Here is a 23,182-nt window from a genome sequence, read left to right as displayed (position 1 = left end):
CGTCCCGCAAGGTATCAAGGTAGTACAGCGGGCGGTGTGATCTGATCGCACCGCCCGCTCTGTGTCTGCGGCGGCCGCCGACGGGGCACAATGTCGGCATGAGCCAGCTGCCGATGATCGAGGTCGTGACCGGGGCCCCCACCGACGAGGAGATCGCCGCTCTCGTCGGCGCCGTCCTCGCCCTGGGCGCGGGCCGGCCCGCCGAACCGGCACCCGCGCCGCGCAGCGCCTGGTGGGCGAGTGGCCTGCCGGACCGTCCGCGCGACTGGCGTACCTCGGGGTTGCCGGGGGCGTCGGGCCGATAATCTGAGCCGATGAATCTTGTCCTCGCCTCGGCGAGTCCTGCCCGGCGTACGCTGCTGGCGGCCGCGGGGATCGACGCACACGTCATCGTCAGCGGGGTCGACGAATCCTCGGTCGGCTCCTCCAACGCCGAGACGCTGTGCGCCGTGCTGGCCCGGATGAAGGCGCTCGCCGTAGCGGAACGCGTACGCCGGGCGGAGCAGGGCATCCATCTGCCGGCCGGCCGGGTTCTCGTTCTCGGCTGCGACTCGGTGCTCGACTTCGAGGGCAAGGTGCTCGGCAAGCCGGACGACGCTCAGGACGCCCGCGACCGCTGGCACGCCATGCGCGGCAAGAGCGGGGTTCTGCGTACCGGGCACTTTCTGGTGGACCTGGACCGGGGCAAGACCGCCGAGGCGGTGGCGTCCACGACGGTCCACTTCTCCGACGTGACCGACGACGAGATCGAGGCGTACGTGGGCACGGGTGAACCGTTGCACGTCGCCGGCGCCTTCACGCTGGACGGGCTCGGCGGGCCCTTCGTGTCCGGCATCGACGGCGATCCGAGCACCGTCATCGGCCTGTCCCTGCCGACCTTCCGCCGCCTGCTCGCCGAGTTGGACCTGACCGTCATGGATCTCTGGAGGCGATCATGAGCAAGCAGTCCCTGACTCTCTCGAACGAACTGCACGCGTACCTGGTGGCGCACGGTACGCCGCCCGACAGCCTGATCGCGGACCTCATCGCCGAAACCTCCGCCGCCCTCGGTGGTGTGTCGTCGATGCAGATCGCGCCCGAGCAGTCCGCCTTCTTCACCTTCCTGGCCAAGGTCATCGGCGTACGCGCCGGGGTGGAGGTCGGCACGTTCACCGGCCTGTCCAGCCTGTCGATCGCCCGGGGCATGGCGCCCGGCGGCAAGCTGATCTGCTTCGACGTGTCCGAGGAGTACACCTCGATCGCCCGGCGCTACTGGGAGCGGGCGGGCGTCGCCGACCTGGTCGAGCTGCGCATCGGCCCGGCCGCCGACCGGCTCGGCGAGCTGCCGGCCGAGCCGCACCTCGACTGGGTGTTCATCGACGCCGACAAGGAGAACTACGCGACCTACTGGGAGGCCCTCGTCCCGCGCGTACGCCCCGGCGGGGTCCTCGCCGTGGACAACGTGCTCTGGTCGGGCCGAGTGCTCGATCCCGAGGGCGAGCGGTCGGAGTCGACGGCCGCCATGATCGCATTCAACGACCTCGTCGCCGCGGACAAGCGGGTCGAGCCCGTGATGCTGCCGATCGGGGACGGGCTGACGCTGGCGTACAAGCGGTAGGTGGTGCGGCCGGGTGCTCGTCAGGAGACGGCGAGCACCTCGGCGGCCACCGGAACCGGGGCCGACGCCCGGGTCATCGAGACCCGCAGCCGCCAGGCGCAGGCCGCCGCCGCGACGAGCAGCACCGGCACGATCAGGAACGCGCCGCGTACGCCGAGCAGGTCGGCCGCCGCTCCCAGGGCCAGCGGGCCGACACCGAAACTGACCGCCATCGAGTAGGACGAGACGGCCGCCGCCCGGTCGGGCTGGTCGGGGGCGGCGCGCAGGGCCAGCGCGATCGCGATCGGATAGTGCATCGCGTTGCCGAGGCCGAGGACGAACAGGCCGACGATGGCCGGCGCGGCGACCGGCGTCGACCAGAACAGCAGGAAGCCGGCCGCGCTGACCGAGAGCGCGCCGAAGTAGAACGGGATCGCGGGCAGCCGCAGCGCCAGCCGGGCACCGGCCCAGCGGCCGAGGAACATGCCGGCCACCACCGCCGAGATCGCCTGCGCGGCCGTTCCCGAGCTCATGCCGTTGTGCTCGCGCAGCAGGTCCACGGCCCAGAGCGACAGCCCGGCCTCGACCGAGCCGGTGATCGCCATCATCGACCAGGCCAGCCGGTACGCCCGGCCCAGCGGACGCCGCTCGCCCGACGGCCGCGACGGTGCGACCGTCCCGGCCGGAAGGCGTACTCGGAAGAAGAACGCGACCAGGGCGAGTACGCCGACCAGCGCGACCAGCGTCAGCAGGCCGGGACGCCAGCCGAAGCCGGCGCCGACGGTGGCGCCCAGGACGAACGGCGCGACGAGGCCGGCGGCGGTGCACACGGCGTTGGCCTCGGTGATCGCGGCGGAGCCCGCGGTGCCGTGCTGCTCGTTGAGCGAAGCCACCACACCGGTGATCATGATGACGCCGAACGCCATGATGACCATGGCGAGCGGCAGGGTGAAGGCCAGGCCGCGCACGAGCGCGAAGGCGACGACACCGGCCACGACGCCGGCCAGGCTGGCCCACATGCTCCGACCACGACCGAAGCGGCGCAGGACGGCCGGGGCGAGCGCGCCGCCGATGAGCGAGCCGACGGCGAAGGCGGTGCTGTGCAGGCCCGCCACCGCGCTGCTGACATGGTCCTCGTCGCGCAGCATCGGCACGACCGGGCCGAATCCGTAGAGGAAGTAGCCCCACGCTCCGAGTTGGGCATAGATGAGCCAGGTCACGGAGTCACGGCGGAGCTGAGGCACGCCTCCAAGTTACAAGCGGGCCGGCCGCGCCGGGCTCGGCCGAGTGGCCGGGCCCGGCTATGAGCTTCACCACGCACGGTCCTTACGTACGCGGACCTTTGCCCTCGTCAGGCAGCACGGGGAAGCTCGCGGTGTCGTAGATCGTCGGATCGGCTTCGGTCGGGAAGGCGAAGCGCGGCTGCGGGACGGCGATCGTGGGCTGGTTCAGCGCGGCGGCGTCGACGGCGGGCCGGTTCACCATCGGCGCTGCCGGCTGCTGCTGGACCGCGGGCTGCGGCGGCTGCATCCGCGGCGGCTGGGGCGGCGCGACCTGCTCGGCCGTGTGCTGTGGGGCATGCCGCCCGGCGGCCGATGCGGCCGGAGGCTGGGCCACCGTGGGATGCGGCGCCGTCGGCGGATCCCAGCCCGGCACGTATACCTGCTGCGTCGCGGGGTAGGACGCCGTGGTCTCGGCCGTCGCCGTGGTCGCCGGGAACCCGGAAGTAGCGGGATATCCACTCGCCGCCGGGAAGCCCGTCGCGACCGGCGGCGGGTTGCTCGGGAACGTCATGGCCGGCTGGGCGTTCCAGGCGGCCGGCGCGGGGCTGATGGGCGGTGGCGACGACACCGGCTGCGGCGCCCAGGCCTGCTCCGGCGGCGGGTTGCCGCGCCGGCGAACCATGATCATGACCACCGTGCCGACGGCCAGCAGGAGCACCACCGCGCCGAAGATCCCCGCGAGCAGCCCCACCGGTACGCCGCCCCCACCCGAGGTGGTCCCGGCGGCAGCGGGCGGAGCCGCCTCGGTGGCGTCCACAGTGGTCTGCACCGACGCCTCCGCGGACGGTGCGGCGCTGGCCGACGGGCTCGCCGAGGGCGACGGCGAGGCGAGGATGTTGGCGGCGTTCAGGGCGGCGACCGGGTTGATCATTCCGAAGCCGTACTGCGGGTCGCGACCCTTGGGCCCGAGGTCGGTGGCGCTCTTGCGCATCGCGTCGAGGACCTGGTCGGCCTTGAGCTTCGGGTACCGCGCCCAGACCAGGGCGGCGACCCCGGCGATCACGGCGGACGGCATGGCCGTCGACACCGGCGTCGCGTACGCGCCGGCGGTCTTGTCGAGCGTGATCATCGCCGAGCCGGGGGCGGCGAACTCGATCTTCGAGCCGGTGAGGAAGAGCGGATCGATCTTGCCCTTCTGGTCGGTTCCGGCCGCCGTCACCACGCCGGGCCAGCTGGCCGGTGGCGGGATCTGCTTGTCGAACTGCGTGTTGCCGGTCGAGGCGACGACGATCACCCCGGCCGCGACGGCCCGGGCGACCGCGTCCATGGTGGCCTGATCGCCGCCGTAGCCGGCCAGGTGGATGATCTTCGCCTTCTTCTTGACCGCGAAGTCGATGGCCTTGGCCACCGTGCCGTCGGTCGGGGCCGGGCGGGCAGCCGAGACGCGGATCGGCAGGATGCGGGCGCTCGGTGCGATGCCGAGCAGGCCGAGGCCCGTGCCGTGCCCGGTGCCGGCGATGATCCCGGCGATCCAGGTGCCGTGCCCGTCCGTGTCGGTCTTGCCGTCGCCACCCGCGGGGACGGTGTAGTCCATGCCGGTCAGCAGCCGGCCCTTGAGATCGGCGTGGTCGAAGACGCCGGTGTCGATCACCGCGACGGTGATCCCGCCACCGTGGCTGATCTTGTGGGCCGTCGCGATCTTCAGCGGCGACAACCACCATTCGGCCGTCCGGGTGGCGTCCGCGGCGCTCGCGGGGCCGGCCGGCAGCAGAGCCGCGCAGACAGCCGTCACGGCCGCCAGCAGCATCGCCGTCCAACTCGTGGTCGCTCGTGATCGCATACCCGTCCCCTCCCCAAAGAACAGTGCGCCGCACGGCAGAGTACCGTGCGGCGCCACTCGAAGCTTCCTCGGCGAGGTTCGCCTGTGGACAGTGCGGTCAGCGTACGGACCTGGCGAACGAACGCGCTGCCCAGAACACGGCCAGCACGGTCAGCACGCCGATGATCACGAGCGCCTTCCACACCGCGGGCGCGCCCGGATCGCCGTTGAAGAGCGCGCGTACGCCGTCCACCGCCCACGAGAACGGGTTCCATTTCGCCACGTTTTTCAGCCAGACCGGGGCGAACGCGAGCGGGAGCAGGATGCCGGCCGTCAACAGCACCGGCTGGCTGACCGTCTGCAGCAGCGGAGCGAGGGCGTCCTCGCTGCGTACCTTGAGGGCGACGGCGTACGAGACGGCCGAGCAGAACATCGCGATCAACCCCAGCAGCAGGTACGCGAGGAGCACGTCGCCGAGGCGTACGGACAGGCCGAACGGGATGGCCAGGACGGTGATGATGATCGCCTGTACCAGCAGTGACATGACGTCCCGCAGCGACCGGCCGAGCAGCAGGGCGCCCCGGCTGACCGGGGTGACCCGGCTGCGCTCGATGGTGCCGGCCCGCAGTTCGGCGATGAGGCCGAAGCCGACGAAGAGCGCCCCGAAGATCGCCAGCATGACGAGCAGACCCGGCACGAACACCTGGTACGCCTCGGCGTTGGTCTTCGCGCCCAGCGCCGGCTTCAGCAGCGGGGCGAACAGCAGCAGGTAGAGGACGGGCTGGACGATGCCGACGATGATCCACACGGGATTGCGCAGCAGCAGCTGGGTCGCGCGGCCGAAGACCAGCCAGGTGTCTCGGAACAGTTTCATGGCTCAGCTCTCCCGCAGGGTGCGGCCGGTCTTGGTGAGGAACACGTCGTCGAGGCTGGGCCGGTGCAGCTCGATCGTGCCGAGCGCGATGCCCTCGCCGTCGAGCGCGCGCAGGATCAGCGGGATCGCGGTGCCCGCCTCGTCGACGTAGAGGCGTACGCCGTTGTCGGTCGTCTCCAGCTTGCGGACGAATTCGGCGCTGCCGAGCACGTCGGAGGCCCGGGTCGTGTCGGACAGGCCGATGTTCACGACGTCGCCGGAGATCTCCTGCTTGAGCGAGTCCGGCGTACCCTCGGCGACGATCTGGCCGTGATCCATGATCGCGATGCGGTCGCAGAGAGCGTCCGCCTCTTCCAGGTAGTGCGTCGTGATGAAGACCGTCATGCCCTCTTCACGCAGGCGGCGCACCTCGTCCCACATGTGCGCGCGGCTCTGCGGATCCAGGCCGGTCGTCGGCTCGTCGAGGAACACGACCTTCGGCTGGTGGATGATCCCGAGCGCGATGTCGACCCGCCGGCGCTGGCCGCCCGAATAGGTCTTGCAGCGGCGGTCGGCGTACTCGGTGAGCTGGAAGGCTTCGAGCGTCACGGCCGCGCGCCGCTGCGCCTCGGCTTTGCCCACGCCGTACATGCGGGCATGAAGGACGAGTTCCTCGCGCGCGGTGGACTCGTCCCAGGTGCTGCCGCCCTGCGCGACGTAGCCGATCCGCCGGCGGACCTCGCCGGGGTCGCGGCGCAGGTCGACGCCCGCGATCGTGGCCTGGCCGCCGTCGGGTTCCAGCAGCGTGGCCAGCATGCGCAAGGTCGTGGTCTTCCCGGCTCCGTTGGGCCCGAGGAAGCCGAAGATCTCACCCGGCTCGACCGCGAGGTCGACGCCGCGCACCGCTTCGACGGCCTTCTTGTCACGACCCTGACGGGACCGGAAGGACTTCTTCAGTCCATGGGTCTCGATCATCATGGTCGCACGCTATCGCGTTATAACGTAACTAGTCAAGTTTGATTATTGCTCGAAATCCGACTCGCCGACCGGCAGCTTCTCGCCTGTACGCCGCGCGAACTCGCTCCAGCCCTCCGGGTGGTCCACCCGCTCCGGCATGTACGGCGCGCCGGACTCGATCAGGTCGGCGATCCGCTCGCACCACGCGATCTCACCCTCGCTGCGGGCGATCCACAGCTCGAACAGCCATTTCACGTACGCGGGCTTGTTGACGTCGGAGCGGCCGGTGTCGTTCATGTCGACGAATCCCTGTGCGGTGACGCGCAGCATCCGCGCCCGGTGCCGCAACGCCGCGGCCGCCTCCTTGCGGGGCAGGCCGGGCAGGAACACGAAGGCGGCGGCGAACGGGTCCATCGCCGGATTGATCTCCCACCACTGCTGCCGCAGCATGGACTCGAAGACGTCCCGGCCACGCGGGGTGATCTGGTACGACGTGCGCTCCGGCCGCCCGTCGACCTGCTCGGTCCCCGTCTCCTCGAGCAGCCCTTCGTCGGTCATCTTCTTGAGCGCGTGATAGATCGAGCCGGGCTGGATCTTCGCCCACTTGTCGGCGTTCCAGCTCAGCAGCTCACGGCGGACGTCGTAGCCGTGCACGGGCTGCATCCAGCTCACGACGCCGAGGATCATCAGACGGGTGGACGAGGTGGCCATGCGCATCAGCGTAATACTCAAATTTGAGTCGCCCTGACCGCCTCGGCCCGGCATCTTGATCGCTCGTGAGCCATTGCACAGAGTGCTGACGTGAACGGGCGTTTAGACTCCGGCCATGGGCTCGCTCTCCACCGTCCTCATCGCCAACCGCGGCGAGATCGCCGTCCGCGTGATCCGCGCCTGCCGCGACGCCGGTCTGCGCAGCATCGCCGTGTACGCCGACTCCGACCGCGACGCGCTGCACGCGAAACTGGCCGACGAGGCGTACGCGCTGGACGGCGAGACGGCCATCGACACCTATCTGCGCATCGACAAGCTGATCGCGGTGGCCGCGAAGGCCGGCGCCGACGCGGTGCACCCGGGCTACGGCTTCCTCTCCGAGAACGCCGAGTTCGCGCAGGCGGTGCTGGACGCCGGGCTGACCTGGATCGGCCCGACCCCGCAGTCCATCCGCGACCTCGGCGACAAGGTGACCGCCCGGCACATCGCCCAGCGCGCCGGCGCCCCCCTCGTCCCCGGTACGCCGGAACCCGTGCAGGACGCGGCCGAGATCGTCGCCTTCGCGCAGGAGCACGGCCTTCCTGTCGCCATCAAGGCGGCCTTCGGCGGTGGCGGCCGCGGGCTCAAGGTGGCCCGCACGATCGAGGAGATCCCGGCCCTGTTCGAGTCGGCGACCCGGGAGGCGGTGGCCGCGTTCGGCCGGGGCGAGTGCTTCGTCGAGCGCTACCTCGACCGGCCCCGGCACGTCGAGGCGCAGGTCCTCGCCGACCAGCACGGCAACGTCATCGTCGTCGGCACTCGGGACTGCTCCCTCCAGCGCCGCCACCAGAAGCTGGTCGAGGAGGCGCCGGCCCCGTTCCTGACCGACGAGCAGCGCCGCGCGATCCACGAGTCGGCGAAGGCGATCTGCCGGGAGGCCGACTACCACGGTGCCGGGACGGTCGAATACCTCGTCGGCCAGGACGGCACGATCTCCTTCCTGGAGGTCAACACCCGGCTGCAGGTCGAGCACCCGGTCAGCGAGGAGACCACCGGCCTCGACCTCGTCCGCGAGCAGTTCCGGATCGCCGCCGGCGAGCAGCTCCGGTTCACCGAGGACCCGACGCCCCGCGGGCACAGCATCGAATTCCGGATCAACGGCGAGGACCCGGGTCGCAACTTCCTCCCGGCGCCCGGAGCCGTGACCCGCCTCGTCCTCCCGGCCGGTCCCGGCGTACGCGTCGACACCGGCATCGAGTCCGGCAGCGTCATCGGCGGCAACTTCGACTCCCTGCTCGCCAAGGTCGTCGTGACCGGGGCGACCCGGGCGGAGGCGCTGGAGCGGGCCTGCCGGGTGCTCGACGAGATGGTCGTCGACGGGATGGCGACCGCGCTGCCCTTCCACCGCCTGATCGTCCGCGACCCCGCCTTCACCGGCGAGCCGTTCACCGTCCACACGCGCTGGATCGAGACGGAGTGGGACAACACCGTGCCCCCGTTCGGTCCGGCGGCCGCGGCCGACAGCACGGCCGAGGAGCGTACTACCGTCGTCGTCGAGGTGGGCGGCAAGCGCCTGGAGGTACGCCTCCCGGCCGGCCTCGCCGCCGCGCCCGCCCCGGGCCGGGCCGCCCCGAAGAAGGGCCCGAAGCGGGGTGCCGCGGCCACGGCCGGCGGGGACGCGCTCACCGCTCCGATGCAGGGCACGATCGTCAAGCTGGTGGTGGCCGACGGGGACACCGTGGCCGAGGGCGACCCGATCGTCGTGCTGGAGGCCATGAAGATGGAGCAGCCGCTGACCGCGCACAAGGCGGGCACGGTCACGGGGCTGACGGCGGCGGTGGGCGAGGTCGTCCAGTCCGGCGCCGTCATCTGCACCATCGCCTGACGAACCGCCCGCCTGACGGTTCACCGCGACCCTCCCCCACCCCCAAGATCCGCGACCTTCCACCCACCCCCCAAGATCTGGTTTGGATCAGGTTTTTCACCCGAATCATGGCCCAAGATTCGGGTTATTTCCGTGATCCAAACGGGATCACGGCCCGGTCCAAGCCGGATCACCGCGGGGTTATCCACAGGCCCTCGCGGCATCGTCCTACTTCGATTAACGTGCCGGGTATGCGCGAGTCAGAACCCGTCTCCGTCCACGCCCCGGATCTGCACGCCGCGGCCGAGAAGCTGACCGCCGAGGCGTACCCGCTGCTGGTCGGTTCCTGGGACGATCTGTCCCGGGTGGACATTCCCGCCGATCCCCATGCCGCCGACACTCCCGGATGCGACGTCGACGGGGCGTTCGCTGCGTACACGGCGGCGCTGGCCGAGACCGTCCGCGGCCTCCTGGTCGACGTCGAGACCCTCGCGGCCTCCGTTCAGCGGTCCGCCGCGGCGTACGCCGTCACCGACGGGGCCGAGGGGCGGCGTTACGAATGATCATCCCGGGCGCTGTGATGCAGGATCTGATCGCGCTGGCGAAGACGGCCAACACGCTGCGGGCCAATCCCCGGCTGGACAAGCTGGACGGGTTCGTCGCCCAGCTCGACGCGGCCGCCTGGGAGTCGCCGCTCGTGTTCCTTCCGACGGCCGCGCTCAGCTCGTCGGCGACCCGGCTGCGCGGCGCCCATGCAGCCGTCGCCGGGGCGGGCACGCTGCTCGGCCAGTGGGAAGGCGCGGCCGGGGACGCCGCGCGCCAGGCGACCGGCACGGCCGCGGACCGGCTCGGCGGCCTGGCGGACCAACTGGAGGACGATCTGCTGCCAGCGATCGAGGCGTTCGCGAACCGGCTGAACGAGATCACGACGATCTGCGAGCACTGCGGCCGCGAACTGACCGCCGTGCGCCAGTTCCTCCCGCAGGTCCGCGCCGCGGCCGACCTCGCCGACCCGGCCGCGCCCGAGATCTTCCGGCGGATCGCGGCGCGGACGTTCGAGACGTTGTTCCAGCTGACGAACGCGTACTCCGAGTACATGCAGGTGAGCGCCGACCTGGTCCGGCTGCTGCACGTGCTGGGCGACGGACTGCGAGCCGGCGGGAATGCCAGCCCCGCGCCGGCGCGGTCCCTAGCATAGGGAAATGCGGTTTCTGACGGGCGCGACTCCTCCGTACGACCTCACCTACTCCGACGTCTTCATGGCACCGAGCCGGTCCGACGTGGGCTCGCGGCTCGAGGTCGATCTGTCCACGAGCGACGGCACCGGCTGCACGATCCCCCTCGTGGTGGCGAACATGACGGCGATCGCGGGGCGGCGGATGGCGGAGACGGTGTCCCGGCGCGGCGGCCTGGTCGTCATACCGCAGGACATCCCCATCGACGTGGTCACCGAGGTCATCGGCTGGGTCAAGGACCGCCACCTCGTCCACGACACCGCGATCACACTCGGCCCGACGGACACCGTCGGCGACGCGATCCACCTGCTGCCCAAGCGCGCGCACGGCGCGGTGATCGTCGTCGACGCCGAGCGCCGGCCGGTCGGCGTGGTCACCGAGACCGACACCATCGGCGTCGACCGGTTCGCGCAGGTACGCCACGTCATGTCGCCGGATCCGCTGACGGTCGACGTGAACGCCGACGCGCGTACCGGATTCGACAAGCTGATCTCGGCACGGCGGAAGGTGGCGCCGGTGGTCGACCACGACGGGCGCCTGGTCGGGGTGATCACGCGGCAGGGTGCTCTCCGCGCGACGCTCTACAAGCCGGCGCTTGACGCGAAGGGGCGGTTGCGGATCGCCGCCGCCATCGGGATCAACGGCGACGTGGCCGGCAAGGCACGGTCGCTGCTCGACGCGGGCGTGGACACCCTGGTGGTGGACACGGCGCACGGCCACCAGGAGCGGATGATCTCGGCCCTGCGCGCGGTACGCGCCCTCGACCCGCCGGTACCGATCGTGGCCGGCAACGTGGTGACCGCCGACGGCGTACGCGATCTGGTGGAGGCCGGTGCGGACGTGCTCAAGGTCGGCGTCGGGCCGGGTGCGATGTGCACGACGCGGATGATGACCGGCGTCGGGCGGCCGCAGTTCTCGGCGGTGCTCGACTGTGCCGCCGCGGCGCGGGACCTGGGCCGGCACGTCTGGGCCGACGGCGGGGTACGCCATCCGCGCGACGTCGCGCTCGCCCTGGCCGCCGGCGCCGCCAATGTCATGATCGGTTCCTGGTTCGCCGGCACGTACGAGTCGCCCGGCGACCTCTACACCGACCCGGACGGCCGCCGTTACAAGGAGAGTTTCGGCATGGCCTCGTCCCGGGCGGTGAGCGCGCGGACCGCCGACGACTCCGCGTTCGACCGCGCCCGCAAGGCGGTCTTCGAGGAGGGCATCTCCTCGGCGAAGATGTATCTCGATCCCCGCCGGCCCGGTGTCGAGGACCTGATGGACGAGATCGTCGCGGGCGTCCGCAGCGCGTGCACCTACGCCGGGGCACGCACGCTGGACCAATTACACGAAAACGCCGTCGTCGGCGTCCAATCGGCGGCAGGCTACGCCGAAGGAATGCCGTTGCCGACGAGTTGGTAGCGGCGTTGGAAGTAAGGCAACCCCGGCACGCCGGACGGTCGTCCACCATGTAGGACCACGAAGGAGGGGGCCGTCGTGATCACCATCGGCAGCGTCGCGCGTGAGGAGATCGAGGCGGCGGCGGCGCGTACCCGCCACGTCATCCGCCACACGCCGATCACCTTGATCGAGCCCGGCGCCTTCCCCGGCACCGTCATGCTCAAACTCGAACAACTCCAGCACGCCGGCACGGTCACCGTCCGCGGGCTGTTCAATCTCATCGTGTACGCGTTGGAGCAGCGCTCCTTCGACGCGGACGCGGGGCTGGTGTCCTTCGGGGACGACGGCGTACGCGTCGCGGCCGAGCACGTCGCCCGGGCCCTGGACCTGCCGCTGCACTTCGCCGAGGACCGCTCGGCCGCGTGCGCGTACGGGCTGGCGACCGGGGCGCTGCTGTGCGACCCGGAGAGCCCGGAGGCGATCACCGGACTCGGCACGGTCGGCCTCGAACTGTGGACGCAGACCCTCGGCCGCCTGGACACCGTCATCGTCTCGGCCGGCCCGCTCGCGGTCGGCATCGAGGCCGCGCTCGGCGGTCAGGCGCGGGTCCTGCTCGCCTCGGCGACCCCCGACCGGGCGGCGTACGCCCGCCGGACCCTGTGGCGTGAGCGGCGGCTGGCGGTCGACGAGGCCACCGCGGTCGCGTACGCGTACCTCCAGGACAGCTATCTGATGCGGCCGGACGAGCACGTGGCACTGGTCCTCGCCGGCGCGCTCACCGATCCGAGCGACCTGATCGGACTGGTCGGGCTGCTGCCCCGCTGAACCGCCACGCCCCCGAACGAGGGACACCTCGTTCCGCCGTACGCCATTTTCTTCGCTTTTATCCCTTTAGGATGGCGCCATGACCACGGCCAGCCCGTTCCCCACCATCGACTACGACGCGAACGACTACGACTACCAGGACTACTGGAACGGCCGCGACTACGAGATGTGGTCCGAGGACCGGGTGCTGCGCCGGCTCATCCCCCAGTTGCGCCCGTTCTCGTGGTTCGCCGACTTCGGCGGGGCGTACGGCCGCAACTCCCGGTACTACCTGCACGAGGCGCAGCAGGCCGTCATCCTCGACTACTCCGCCACGAACCTCACCAACGCGGCCGGACGCCACCCCGGCTCGCTCGACAAGCTCGGCCTCGTCCGGTGCGACCTCAACAAGGTCCCGTTCGCCGACGACGCCTTCGACGCCGCCATGGTCATCCGCGTACTGCACCACCTGCCCGACGTCGACCACGCGCTCGGGGAGATGGGCCGGACCATCGCCGGCGGCTGGCTCATCGACGTCCCGATCAAGCACCACCTGCTCGGCCTCGCCCGCGGTGCCGTCAACCGCCGCCTCGCCGACGTCCGCAACGCCCAGCCGCTCGTCACCGGCGCGTCCGACGAGAAGTACTTCAACTTCCAGCTGACCGCGATCCGCGAACGGCTCACGTCGCTCGGCTGGCGTACGCGGCTCGGCGCCAGCGTCAACAACTTCCGCCGCTGGGAGAGCCGCGTACCGTCGACCGTCGCCCGGTACGCCCGGCCGGTCGTCCAAGGGCTCGAAGCCTGTACGCAGTCCGTCGGCCGCGGCTGGCTCGGCCCCAGCCAGTTCGTCGTGGGTACGCGGACGATCACGCCGGCCCCGCGCTTCGGAGAACCGGCACCGGGGCTGCCCGCGTTCACGGCTCGGATGGTGTGCCCGGCCTGCCGCGGCGCGCTCGCCTGGACGCCGGAGACGGCGAAATGCGGGGGATGTGCCCGCGAGTACCACCGCCACGGCCCCTACTGGGACTTCGTCGCTCACTGACGGTCAGCGGCGCATTGCTCCCATCTCTGGGAGAAAGTGGGAGCAAATCAGTGGCATCTGCTCCCACTTCTGGGAGATAGTGGGAGCAACGCGGGACAACCGTGTCGGGATTCGCCGCTCATGGGCGTTCTCCGTGGCATTCTCCGCACGATGGACGTGAGCATGCGCCAGCCGATGTCTCCCCCGCCCCTGGAGAGCCTCCTCTCCAGCGCTTTTCGTGACGGTGACACGACGAGCGCTCTGGCCCGGCTCTGGGCACAGGCCGTCGGACAGCCGTACCGGCACTGGGACGAGATGCGCTTCCGCCAGCCGCCCGCCGGATTCACCCTGGAACAGTGGTGGGTGGCGACGAAGCTGCGCCGTGCCAGCACCATGCGGCCGCTCTCCATCACGGACAGAGGTCAGCGCCGGTTCCACTATTGCCTGCCCGACGAAGTCCTGCGGGAGACCGAGTTCATCGCCTCACGTCTGAGCGGCCGGATCGGCCAGGCCGAGCAGGTCATGAACCCGGCTACCCGGGACCAGTACCTGGTCACCTCGCTCATCGAGGAAGCTGTCACCTCCAGCCAATTGGAGGGCGCCTCCACTGATCGGCGCGTGGCGAAGGACATGATCCGATCGGGCCGGGCGCCCCGCGACCGCAGCGAGCGCATGATCCTCAACAACTTCGCGGCAATGGAGAAGGTAAGCGATCGACGGGCCGAGAGGCTCACTCCGGAAATGATCTGCGAGCTGCATCGGGTGGTCACCGACGGCACCCTCGACGATCCCCGGGCGGCGGGCCGGTTCCAGCAGTCCGGCGAGGAGCGGGTCGTGATCCGTGACGACCAGGGCGCCGTCCTCTACGATCCACCACCGGCCGAGGAGATCGCCGACCGCGTTCAGGAACTCTGCGATTTCGCCAATGAGACGACGTCGATCGCATACCTGCCACCGGTTCTGCGGGCTCTGACGATCCACTTCATGATCGGGTACATCCACCCGTTCGAGGACGGCAACGGCCGCACGGCCCGCATTCTCTTCTACTGGTCGATGCTGAATCAGGGGTACTGGCTCACCGAATTCCTGAGCGTCTCGCGCCTGCTCAAGAAGGCTCCCGGCAAGTACGGACGATCGTTTCTCCATACGGAGAGCGACGACGGCGACATGACCTACTTCTACATCTACCATCTCGGCATCCTGCATCGGGCGATCGACGCACTCGACGGATACCTGGCCACGAAGGTGGACGAGGCACGAGAGGTCCGGTCGCTGCTGTCCACCGCAGCCACCGACTTCAACTCACGCCAGATCGCCCTGTTGCAGAACTCGATCAAGCATGACCACGTCGCGTACTCCGTCCAATCGCACATGATGTCGCATCGAATAGCGATGGAGACGGCCCGCAAGGACCTCGTCGAGCTGGAACAGGCCGGGCTCCTCGCCAAGACACGATCGGGGAAGAAGTTCGTCTACGCCGCGGTCCCAGATCTCGTACAGATCCTCAAGCACGACAAACGGATGAGGGGAATCGGCTGAGGGTCAGCGGAGGCGGGTGAGGATCACCTCGACCGTCTGCCCGGTGCCGTCCGGTCCCGCGTACACCCCTTTGAGCGGCGGCACGTCGCCGTAGTCCCGGCCGCGGCCGACCACCACGTGCCGCTCCCCCACGGGTACGCCGTTGGTCGGGTCGAACGCGCGCCACTCGCCGGACCACCACTCGATCCAGGCATGGCTCTGGCCGACGACCTCTTCCCCGAGTCCCGCACCCGGCGTCGGGTGGAGGTAGCCGGACACATACCGCGCCGGTACGCCCATCTCGCGCAGCAGGGCGATCGCGAGGTGGGAGATGTCCTGGCAGACGCCTTTGCGCTGGCGCCACACCTGGACGGCGTCGGTGAGCACGCCCGTCGCGCCCGGCACGTAGTCGATCTCGGTGCGGACGAGCTCGCAGACCGCGCGGGCGGCCTCGTGCGGGCCGCGGTGGCGGGATCTGAGGTCGGCGGCCCGGTCGGTCAGCTCCTCGTCCAGCGCCGTACGCGGTGTCGACACGAGCATCTCGTGCCACCTGTCCACGATCGACGGGGCGGCCAGCTCGGTCCAGCCGGGGCCGCCCGTGCGTACGGCGGCGGGGCCGGAGGTCTCCACGACCGACTCGGCGACCACGTCCAGGAATTCGTGTGGAGTGTGTAGGTCGAACGCCGTGACCGCCGTACCCCAGTAGTCGTGGTACGCGTACGTGCGGGCGGCCGGCAGCACCGAGACCGTCGCCTGCAGCACGTTCTGCCGCGGTTCGGCCGAGGGCAGCATGCGGGCCTCGTTGTACGACGACACGACCGGGCCCGCGTACTGGAATCCCGTGCGGTGCTTGAGATGCAGCCGCCAGCCCGGCGCACCCGTCGCCATCTGCGTTCTCCGTTCGTTGGCCAGGGTCCGGCCCGGTTCCGATCTCATGCCACCGCCTCCGCCCATGCGACCGCCGCGGTCTGGCGGAAGTACCGTGCCGACACCGCCTCGTTCACCGCCGAGCAGGTGCGCTCCAGACCGGCGAGCACCTGCGGCAGGCTGGTCAGCAGCTCCTCCGGCGACTTGTACGCCAGTTCCGTCCGCGCCCGCCCCAGGACCCGTTGCGCTTCGGTGCCGACGCCGACCCGGCCGGGGTCGGGTTCGAGTTCGGCCAGGCAGGTCTCGGCGGTGATCAGGGCGGCCAGGACCGACCGCGGGAACAGCCGGTCGAGCAGCAGGAACTCGGCCGCGTGCCGGTCGCTCAGGGACCCCCGGTAGGTGCGCAGATAGGTCTCCCAGGCGCCGCAACTGCGCAGCAAGGTCAGCCAGCTGGGAATCGTGCCGCCGGCGCGGGTGTGCGTCGACAGCAGCCGGGCGGTCATGTCGACGCGTTCGATGCTGCGGCCCAGGACGAGGAACAGCCAGCCCTCGTCCCGGCTCATCGTCGTGTCGGCCAGCCCGGCGAGCACGCAGCAGCGTTCGCGTACCCATTGGAAGAAGGGATGGACACCGCGGCGGTCGATGCGGTCGCGGGCGTCGGCGAGGCCGAGCCAGGTGGTGTTGAGGCACTCCCACATCTCGGCGCTGACGGTCTCGCGCGAGCCGCGGGCGTTCTCGCGGGCGGCGGCGAGCGCGCCGAGGACGGAGCCGGTGTCGGTGGTGTCGAGGCCGAGGCGTTCGACGACGCCGGTGACGCCGACGGCGTCGAGCCGGTCGGTGGCCGCGCCCATGACCGACAGCAGGGACCGGCAGGCGACCTCCTCGTCGGTCCACGGATCGGCGAGCATCCGGTGCAGATGGACGTCGAGGATGCGCGCGGTGTCCTCGGCGCGCTCGACGTAGCGGCCGATCCAGTAGAGCGATTCCGCTATGCGGCTGAGCATGTCCTCACCTCCTCACTGCTGCTGTTGCTGCTGCTGGGCCGCGTACGCGCCGGCGCCCGGGCCCGGGTCGGGTTGCGTGGCCGCCGCGACGACCGGTTCCAGCGCGGCGTCCGGGTACGCGTACGGGGACGGGCCGCCGTCGCTGACGACCCAGGTGTCCTTGGAGCCGCCGCCCTGGCTGGAGTTGACGACCAGCGCCCCCTCCGGCAGGGCGACCCGGGTCAGCCCGCCGGGCAGGACGCTGATCCGGCGGCCGTCGTTGACCGCGAACGGGCGCAGGTCGACGTGGCGCGGGGCGAGCCGGTCGCCGATCAGCGTCGGCACGGTGGACAGGCTCACCTCGCGCTGGGCGATCCAGCCGCGCGGGTCCAGCTCGATCCGGCGGCCCACGTTCGCCAGCTGCTCCGCGGTCGCCTGCGAGCCGATGACGATCCCGGCCCCGCCCGAGCCGTCCACCGGTTTGAGGACCAGCCGGTCGAGGCGGGCGAGGACGAACTCGCGTACGTCGGGATCGTCGAGGCGGTAGGTCTCGACGTTCGGCAGTGCCGGCTCCTCGTTGAGGTAGTAGCGGATCAGCTCGGGCACGTAGGTGTAGAGCAGCTTGTCGTCGGCCACGCCGTTGCCGACGGCGTTGGCGATGGTGACCCGGCCGGCGCGGGCCGCGTTGAGCAGGCCTGCGCAGCCCAGCGCCGAGTCCGCCCGGAACTGCACCGGGTCCAGGAATTCGTCGTCCACCCGCCGGTAGATCACGTCCACCCGCTGCTCGCCCGCCGTCGTCCGCATCGCGACCTCGTTGCCGACGCAGACCAGGTCGCGCCCCTCGACCAGCTCCACACCCATCTCCCGGGCCAGCAGGGCATGCTCGAAGTACGCCGAGTTGTGCACGCCGGGCGTCAGGACCACCACGGTCGGGTCGTCGACGGGCGAGGCCGCCTTCAGCGCCCGCAGCAGCATCGCCGGGTACTCCTCGACGGGCTGGATCCGCGTCGCGGCGAAGACCTCGGGCAGCACGTGCGCCATGGCCCGGCGGTTCTCCATCACGTAGGAGACCCCGGACGGGATGCGTACGTTGTCCTCCAGGACGCGGAACGCCCCCTCCTCGTCCCGGATCAGGTCCACACCGGACACATGGATGCGTACGCCGTTCACCGGAACGACGCCCGCCGCCTCCCGGTGGAAGTGCTGGCTCGTCACGACCACCCGGCGCGGGACGATCCCGTCGGCGAGCACCTGGCCGGCGCCGTAGACGTCGGCGAGGAAGGCTTCGAGGGCGCGTACGCGCTGGACCACGCCCGCCTCGACGGTCCGCCACTGGGCCGCCGAGATGATCCGGGGCACGATGTCCAGCGGAAAGGGCCGCTCGACCCCGCCGAAGGCGAACGTGATCCCCTGATCGAGGAAGGCCCGGGCCAGCACGTCAGCGCGTACGCGCAGGTCGGCACCGGACAACGGGCGCAGAGTGGCATGCAGGGTCTCGTAGTCGGGGCGGGGCGTACCGGGCTCGCCGAACATCTCATCCCAGGCGGCACCGGCCGCGCCGACGGGGTAGTCCTCGAAAAGGTCCGCCATGCCTGGACGCTACGTGCCGCTCATTGCGGTGCTGTAAACGCGCTCACATCGTGAAATAGTCCATAGTAGATGTGTCGTCCGCCCTGGTACGCCGGTCAGCCCGCCGTGCGCAGAGTCCGGCGGAGGGCCCGGATCATCTCCTCCTGCGGGCCGAACGGCTGCCCGACCGGTGCCCAGATCGGGAGCTTCACGGTGCCGCCGTCCGCGAGCGTCAGGGTGACCGCCTGCCCCGGCCGCCGCCCCAGCGCCTGCGGTCCGATGTGGTAATCGGTGACCTGGTCGAGCACCACGGAACCGGTCGGCGCGGCGTCGAACCCCGCCCGGGCCGGCGTACGCCACGCGATCCCCTGCGGGCCGACGAACACCCAGCGGCGCCGGGACGCGACGACCATGCGTACCAGGAAGACCGGCAGGAGAATCAGCGCCGCCAGGGCGGCCCAGCCGAAGGGGAGCACCAGGTTCAGCAGGACGCAGATCAGAGCGCAGAAGACGACGTTCATCAGTGTGCCGATGGCGTACGCCCGAGGGGTGGCGGCATAGATCCTCACGGGCGCGACTCTCCAAGACGGGCGCCCCGACGTCAAGACCGCCGACCGCCGTTGATGATCTAGAGTCGACGTTCCTACCAGCCCTCATAGGAGCGAACCGAATGCGCAGCAAGCCCCTTGTCCTTCTGATCGCCGCCACCGCCACGCTGGGCGTCCTCACCGCCTGCGGCCCCAAGGACGACCCGGCCGCCGCGCCGAGCGCCGTGGCCGGTTCGAGTGCCGCGGCGTCGCCGACCTCCGCGGGGATGAGTGTCGCCGCCGCCTGCGCGGCCGTCGACACCGCGTACACCGAGCTGGACGCGCAGGCCAAGGCCATCGTCGTGCAGGGCATGACGGCGGAGATGAAGGGTGACTCGGCCGGCGCCAAGGCCGCCCTGGCGAAGCTGCAGCCGATCTTCACGAGGGTGGCCGCGACGTTCACGGACGCCGCTTCCAAGGTGGACGACGCCGAGGTCCAGGCCGCGATCACGCAACTGGCCGACGCGGCGAAGAAGGAGTCGACCTACAAGACGTTCGACGACTTCAACGAGATCGAGCAGATGACCGGCCCCGCGGAGGGCGTCCTCAAGGCCAAGTGCAACGCCGCCGGCGCCCCGCTCCAGAACATCTCCTGACCACCCCGCCACTCCCCGCCCGGCGCCCCTGATTCCCGGCGATCTTGCGCGAATGCCCCAAAAATCGCGGCTTATGCCCGATAGGCCCGGACATTCGCGCAAGATCGTCGGAAAAGGGCGGGACGGGGTCAGTCGGATTCGTGTTGCATGAGCTGGCGGGCGGCTTCGGCGACCGAGCCCGACAGCGACGGGTAGATCGTGATCGTGTGCGCCAGCTGGTCCACCGTGAGGTGGTTCTCCACGGCCATCGCGATCGGCATGATCAGCTCGCTGGCCCGGGGCGACACGACGACGCCGCCGACGACCAGGCCGGACGCCGGGCGGCAGAACAGCTTGATGAAGCCGTCGGAGATCCCGGCCATCTTGGCCCGGGCGTTGCCGGTCAGCGGCAGCATCACCTCGCGGGCCGGTACCTTGCCGCTGGCCACGTCCTGCTGGCTGACGCCGACGGTGGCGAGTTCCGGGTCGGTGAAGACGTTGGCCGCGACGGTCTTGAGGCGCAGCGGGGCGACGGCCTCGCCGAGCGCGTGCCACATGGCGATGCGGCCCTGCATGGCGGCGACGCTGGCCAGGGCGAGCACGCCGGTGCAGTCGCCGGCCGCGTAGATGCCCGGCACGTTGGTACGCGACACCCGGTCCGTCGTCACGTAGCCGCCCGGGGAGACGGCCACGCCGTACTCGACGAGTCCGAGGTCGGCCGTGTTCGGAACCGATCCGACGCACATGAGCGCGTGCGAGCCGGTGACGGTACGCCCGTCGGCCAGCTCCACGACGACGGCGTCACCCTGACGGCGTACCGCGTTGGCGCGGGAGTTGTTCATGATCTGCATGCCCCGGGTGCGGAAGACGCGCTCGATGGCCATGGCGGCGTCGGCGTCCTCGTGCGGCATCACGCGGTCGCGGCTGGACACGAGCGTCACCTTCACGCCCATCGCCAGGTACGCCGACGCGAACTCGGCGCCGGTCACCCCGGAACCGATGACGACGAGGTGTTCGGGCAGCTCCCGCAGGTCGTAGATCTGCCGCCAGGTGAGGATGCGCTCGCCGTCGGGCTGGGCGTCGGAGAGGATGCGCGGGGTCGCCCCGGTCGCGATGAGCACGGTTCCCGCATCGACCGAGTACTCTGCGTCACCGTCGGTCGGCGTGATCCGGACCTTGTGGTGATGGCCGAGCGAATCCTCGCCGAGCCGGGCGCTCCCGGAGATCATCGCCACGCCCGCTTTGATGAGTTTGGCGTGAATGTCGGAAGATTGCGCGGCGGCGAGCCTGCGGACACGGCCGTGCACCAGGGTCGCATCGACGGTTATCGCTTCAAGGCCGTCCGAGTGAACGCCGAACTCCTCGGTGTCGCGGTACCCGGTCACCACGTCTGAGCTGGCGATGAACGTCTTCGACGGCACACAGTCGTGTAGCACGCACGCCCCGCCCGCGCCGTCCTCCTCGACGATCGTCACGTCCGCGTCGAGCTGCGCGGCGACAAGCGCCGCCTCGTAGCCGGCCGGTCCCCCACCGATGATCACAATCCGGTTCACGGCTGTTTCCCCTAGTCGTCCGGCCGGTCGTGCCGAGCCGTTCCGCCATGGCGCGACATACGACACGCCCCGCCATATTCTCTCGTACGCCCGAGGCGGACTATCGTCATCGCCGTGCGTCATTACGCTGCGTACGGCTCGAATCTCGACCCCGCCCGCATGCGAGCCTACTGCCAGCACTCACCGATGGTGGGCGTGGGCTGGCTCGAGGGGTGGCGGATCACGTTCGCCGGCGAAGAGGTCATCGGCTGGGAAGGCGCCGTCACGACCATTGTCGAGTCGCCCGGCGACCGTGTCTTCGTCGCGCTCTACGACGTCCATCCCTGGGACGAGTCCCAGCTCGACGAGGTCGAGGGCGTCGTCGCGGGCACCTACCGCAAGCTGCACGTCCGCGTCGCGACGCTGGACGGCGAGCTGACCGCGTGGGTCTACGTCTTCAACGGGTACGAGGGCGGCCTGCCGACCGTCTGGTACCTCAACGAGATCGCGAGCGCCGCCGGCAAGGCCGGTGCGCCCGACGACTACGTGGCGAGCCTCCGCGAGCGGCCCACCCGCAACAACACGCTGGAGTAGGGCCTCTGTCCGCCGGATCGTTCGCGACCCGTCGGCGGCTTCAGACGATGACCGGCCGCCCGGCGAGCGTACGCACGCCGGCGAGCCATTCGGCGCGCTCGGTCTCGTCCAGCGCGGCGAAGGCCGGTGCGACCAGGCGTACCACCGCGGCGTCGGCCCAGGCCCGGCGCCGGGGCAGGTGCCCGGGGCGGTGGAAGGGCGGCTGCCAGCCGTGGTCGAGCGCGGCCGCGTCGCCGTCCGGTCCGGCCAGCAGCGCCTGCACCGGACTCAGTCCGGCCGCCCGGTACGCCGGCACGGCCGCCCCCGCGTACAGCTCGCTGAGCTGGTAGAGGCGGACGGCCAGCAGGTCGGCCGGTACGCGCGACGGCACCGGCATCTCCCGCCAGGCCGCGAAGAGCGGCAGCCCGCCCGCGTCGGCGGCGTCGAGGACGCGACCGGTCAGATCGGCGAGCCGGCCGGGGCCGACGACGCCGGCGAACTCCTCGCCACCCCAGCGGCAGCACAGCGCCAGCCGCTCGGCGGCCAGTTCCGACACCGGCATCACCTTGCGGGCGGCGGCGAAGGCCTCGCGTACACCGTCAGGGGCGACGAGACCGAGGGCGGCGGCCGCGACCGACGGGCTCACCTCGCCCAGGGCGCCCGCGCGACCGGCGACGGCGAAGGCCCAGCCGGAGACGCCGAGGTCCCGCGCCCGCCGGACGGTACGCGCGGACCGCGACCACTCGGTGCCGAGGGTTTCGACGGTGCGGCGCCCGGCCGCGGCGAGCTGCTCTGGCGTCACATTCGTGAGTATGCTCCGCGTTCAGCCGACGCTCGTACCCGGTTCCAGCCGGAGGTAGGGCGCCTGCGCGAGCTTCGTCATGTTGCCGTCGACGACCATGTGCCCGAACTCGTTGTGCAGCCCGTCGTGCAACGCGTAGACCCGGCGGGGGCGGATCGCCCGGACGAACGCGATCGACTCCGACAGCTTCAGCCACGGTCCGCTGACCGGCACGAACAGGGTGTCCACGGTGGCACCCTCGGGGACGTCGAACGAATCGCCCGGGTGGTAGACCGACTCGCCCACCAGGAATCCGAGGTTCGGCACGGGCGTCACCTCTTCGTGCACGAGCGCGTGCAGCCCGCCGAACGCGCGTACGCCGAACCCGGCCGCCGTGAACGCGTCGCCGCTGTCCACCACCGTCGCCACCGACCGCAGGTCGCCCAGCTTGTCCACGACGGACTTGTGCGCGTGGATCGTCACCCGGGGCCGCTGGTCCAGCGCGTCGGCCAGCTTGTCGACGTCCAGATGGTCGAAGTGCTCGTGCGTGATCAGGACGGCGTCCACCCCGTCGAGCGCCTCCGGCCGCGACCACGGGCCCGGATCGATCACGAGCACCGCGCCGTCGTCCTCGACGCGTACGCAGGAATGTTCGAACTTGGTCACCCGCATGAGTTCCAGCCTAGAGCCTGCCTCCCGGATCAGGCCCCGGTCACGGGGAACCGGCCGGGACGGCGCTGCGTCCCTACTGACACGCCGGGTCGGTTGG

The 23,182-nt window shown here is 70.8% G+C and carries 24 protein-coding genes; 12 read left to right on the top strand and 12 right to left on the bottom strand.

Features of this window, described 5'->3' with window-relative positions:
* Positions 1 to 98: 98 nt before the first annotated feature.
* The 3 genes from G401_RS0111520 to G401_RS0111510 are packed head-to-tail and all read left to right on the top strand — an operon-like array spanning position 99 to position 1,597.
* Positions 99 to 305 (top strand): acyl-CoA carboxylase subunit epsilon, encoded by a 207-nt coding sequence (locus G401_RS0111520; protein ID WP_027342643.1) that lies wholly within the window; start codon positions 99 to 101, stop codon positions 303 to 305.
* A 9-nt stretch (positions 306 to 314) separates the two neighbouring features.
* Positions 315 to 938, top strand: a complete 624-nt coding sequence (locus G401_RS0111515) for a Maf family protein (protein ID WP_027342642.1) — start codon at positions 315 to 317, stop codon at positions 936 to 938.
* On the top strand, positions 935 to 1,597 hold the full coding sequence (locus G401_RS0111510; protein ID WP_027342641.1) for an O-methyltransferase: 663 nt from the start codon (positions 935 to 937) through the stop codon (positions 1,595 to 1,597). The genes G401_RS0111515 and G401_RS0111510 overlap by 4 nt, the downstream gene beginning before the upstream one ends.
* 20 nt (positions 1,598 to 1,617) lie before the next feature.
* Here the strand turns inward: G401_RS0111510 and G401_RS44935 are convergent, their stop codons facing one another.
* The 5 genes from G401_RS44935 to G401_RS44930 form a co-directional block, all read right to left on the bottom strand.
* Complete coding sequence (locus G401_RS44935; protein WP_084557069.1) at positions 1,618 to 2,820, bottom strand: MFS transporter; 1,203 nt, start codon at positions 2,818 to 2,820, stop codon at positions 1,618 to 1,620.
* 82 nt (positions 2,821 to 2,902) lie between these two features.
* Positions 2,903 to 4,639 carry a S8 family serine peptidase gene (locus G401_RS57045; protein WP_084557068.1) on the bottom strand — a complete coding sequence of 579 codons (1,737 nt, stop codon included), beginning with the start codon at positions 4,637 to 4,639 and terminating at the stop codon, positions 2,903 to 2,905.
* Between the two features lie 97 nt (positions 4,640 to 4,736).
* Positions 4,737 to 5,492, bottom strand: a complete 756-nt coding sequence (locus G401_RS0111495; protein WP_027342639.1) for an ABC transporter permease — start codon at positions 5,490 to 5,492, stop codon at positions 4,737 to 4,739.
* Positions 5,493 to 5,495: 3 nt separating this feature from the next.
* A complete protein-coding gene (locus G401_RS0111490) occupies positions 5,496 to 6,446 on the bottom strand; it encodes a daunorubicin resistance protein DrrA family ABC transporter ATP-binding protein (RefSeq protein WP_027342638.1) in 951 nt (316 codons plus the stop codon).
* A gap of 45 nt (positions 6,447 to 6,491) precedes the next feature.
* Positions 6,492 to 7,139: a PadR family transcriptional regulator gene (locus G401_RS44930; RefSeq protein WP_245601689.1), complete on the bottom strand. Its 648-nt coding sequence runs from the start codon at positions 7,137 to 7,139 to the stop codon at positions 6,492 to 6,494.
* Between the two features lie 115 nt (positions 7,140 to 7,254).
* Here G401_RS44930 and G401_RS0111480 point away from each other — a divergent pair, with 115 nt between their 5' ends.
* From G401_RS0111480 to G401_RS0111450, 7 genes are all read left to right on the top strand, one after another.
* Entirely contained in the window at positions 7,255 to 9,003 is a 1,749-nt protein-coding gene (locus tag G401_RS0111480; RefSeq protein ID WP_027342637.1) for an acetyl/propionyl/methylcrotonyl-CoA carboxylase subunit alpha, read from the top strand.
* A gap of 230 nt (positions 9,004 to 9,233) precedes the next feature.
* Positions 9,234 to 9,545, top strand: a complete 312-nt coding sequence (locus G401_RS0111475) for a hypothetical protein (protein ID WP_027342636.1) — start codon at positions 9,234 to 9,236, stop codon at positions 9,543 to 9,545.
* Between the two features lie 14 nt (positions 9,546 to 9,559).
* Positions 9,560 to 10,180 (top strand): hypothetical protein, encoded by a 621-nt coding sequence (locus tag G401_RS0111470; RefSeq protein ID WP_211240720.1) that lies wholly within the window; start codon positions 9,560 to 9,562, stop codon positions 10,178 to 10,180.
* A 4-nt stretch (positions 10,181 to 10,184) separates the two neighbouring features.
* Complete coding sequence (locus tag G401_RS0111465) at positions 10,185 to 11,624, top strand: GuaB1 family IMP dehydrogenase-related protein (RefSeq protein WP_027342634.1); 1,440 nt, start codon at positions 10,185 to 10,187, stop codon at positions 11,622 to 11,624.
* 75 nt (positions 11,625 to 11,699) lie between these two features.
* Positions 11,700 to 12,428 (top strand): PALP domain-containing protein, encoded by a 729-nt coding sequence (locus tag G401_RS0111460; RefSeq protein ID WP_027342633.1) that lies wholly within the window; start codon positions 11,700 to 11,702, stop codon positions 12,426 to 12,428.
* A gap of 79 nt (positions 12,429 to 12,507) precedes the next feature.
* Positions 12,508 to 13,449, top strand: coding sequence for a class I SAM-dependent methyltransferase (locus tag G401_RS52570; protein ID WP_027342632.1), 942 nt, complete (start codon positions 12,508 to 12,510; stop codon positions 13,447 to 13,449).
* A 150-nt stretch (positions 13,450 to 13,599) separates the two neighbouring features.
* Positions 13,600 to 14,967 carry a Fic family protein gene (locus G401_RS0111450; protein WP_211240719.1) on the top strand — a complete coding sequence of 456 codons (1,368 nt, stop codon included), beginning with the start codon at positions 13,600 to 13,602 and terminating at the stop codon, positions 14,965 to 14,967.
* 3 nt (positions 14,968 to 14,970) lie between these two features.
* Here the strand turns inward: G401_RS0111450 and G401_RS0111445 are convergent, their stop codons facing one another.
* From G401_RS0111445 to G401_RS0111430, 4 genes are all read right to left on the bottom strand, one after another.
* Positions 14,971 to 15,882, bottom strand: a complete 912-nt coding sequence (locus G401_RS0111445) for a transglutaminase family protein (protein WP_245601688.1) — start codon at positions 15,880 to 15,882, stop codon at positions 14,971 to 14,973.
* The gene (locus G401_RS0111440) at positions 15,879 to 16,817 is read right to left on the bottom strand and encodes an alpha-E domain-containing protein (protein WP_027342629.1); all 939 of its coding nucleotides are present in this window, start codon (positions 16,815 to 16,817) and stop codon (positions 15,879 to 15,881) included. Before G401_RS0111440 ends, G401_RS0111445 begins: the two co-directional genes overlap by 4 nt.
* A gap of 12 nt (positions 16,818 to 16,829) precedes the next feature.
* Complete coding sequence (locus tag G401_RS0111435) at positions 16,830 to 18,386, bottom strand: circularly permuted type 2 ATP-grasp protein (RefSeq protein ID WP_027342628.1); 1,557 nt, start codon at positions 18,384 to 18,386, stop codon at positions 16,830 to 16,832.
* A gap of 95 nt (positions 18,387 to 18,481) precedes the next feature.
* Entirely contained in the window at positions 18,482 to 18,934 is a 453-nt protein-coding gene (locus G401_RS0111430) for a hypothetical protein (protein ID WP_034591269.1), read from the bottom strand.
* A gap of 101 nt (positions 18,935 to 19,035) precedes the next feature.
* Between G401_RS0111430 and G401_RS44920 the strand changes: the two genes are divergently transcribed.
* Positions 19,036 to 19,548, top strand: coding sequence for a hypothetical protein (locus G401_RS44920; protein ID WP_034591268.1), 513 nt, complete (start codon positions 19,036 to 19,038; stop codon positions 19,546 to 19,548).
* Between the two features lie 128 nt (positions 19,549 to 19,676).
* On the opposite strand, the gene G401_RS0111420 is transcribed toward G401_RS44920, so the two are convergent.
* Positions 19,677 to 21,203, bottom strand: a complete 1,527-nt coding sequence (locus tag G401_RS0111420; RefSeq protein WP_157545592.1) for an NAD(P)H-quinone dehydrogenase — start codon at positions 21,201 to 21,203, stop codon at positions 19,677 to 19,679.
* On the opposite strand from G401_RS0111420, the gene G401_RS0111415 reads away from it, so the two are divergent.
* A complete protein-coding gene (locus G401_RS0111415; RefSeq protein WP_064741737.1) occupies positions 21,195 to 21,653 on the top strand; it encodes a gamma-glutamylcyclotransferase in 459 nt (152 codons plus the stop codon). The two genes, G401_RS0111420 and G401_RS0111415, sit on opposite strands and share 9 nt — an antisense overlap.
* A 40-nt stretch (positions 21,654 to 21,693) precedes the next feature.
* On the opposite strand, the gene G401_RS0111410 is transcribed toward G401_RS0111415, so the two are convergent.
* Both G401_RS0111410 and G401_RS0111405 read right to left on the bottom strand, forming a co-directional pair.
* A complete protein-coding gene (locus G401_RS0111410) occupies positions 21,694 to 22,434 on the bottom strand; it encodes a helix-turn-helix domain-containing protein (protein ID WP_027342624.1) in 741 nt (246 codons plus the stop codon).
* Positions 22,435 to 22,455: 21 nt separating this feature from the next.
* A complete protein-coding gene (locus tag G401_RS0111405; protein WP_027342623.1) occupies positions 22,456 to 23,085 on the bottom strand; it encodes an MBL fold metallo-hydrolase in 630 nt (209 codons plus the stop codon).
* Positions 23,086 to 23,182: the final 97 nt, after the last annotated feature.

This window comes from Hamadaea tsunoensis DSM 44101 (assembly GCF_000428945.1).
In the GTDB taxonomy this organism is placed as follows: domain Bacteria; phylum Actinomycetota; class Actinomycetes; order Mycobacteriales; family Micromonosporaceae; genus Hamadaea; species Hamadaea tsunoensis.
This window is presented reverse-complemented; position numbering and strand designations above follow the sequence as displayed.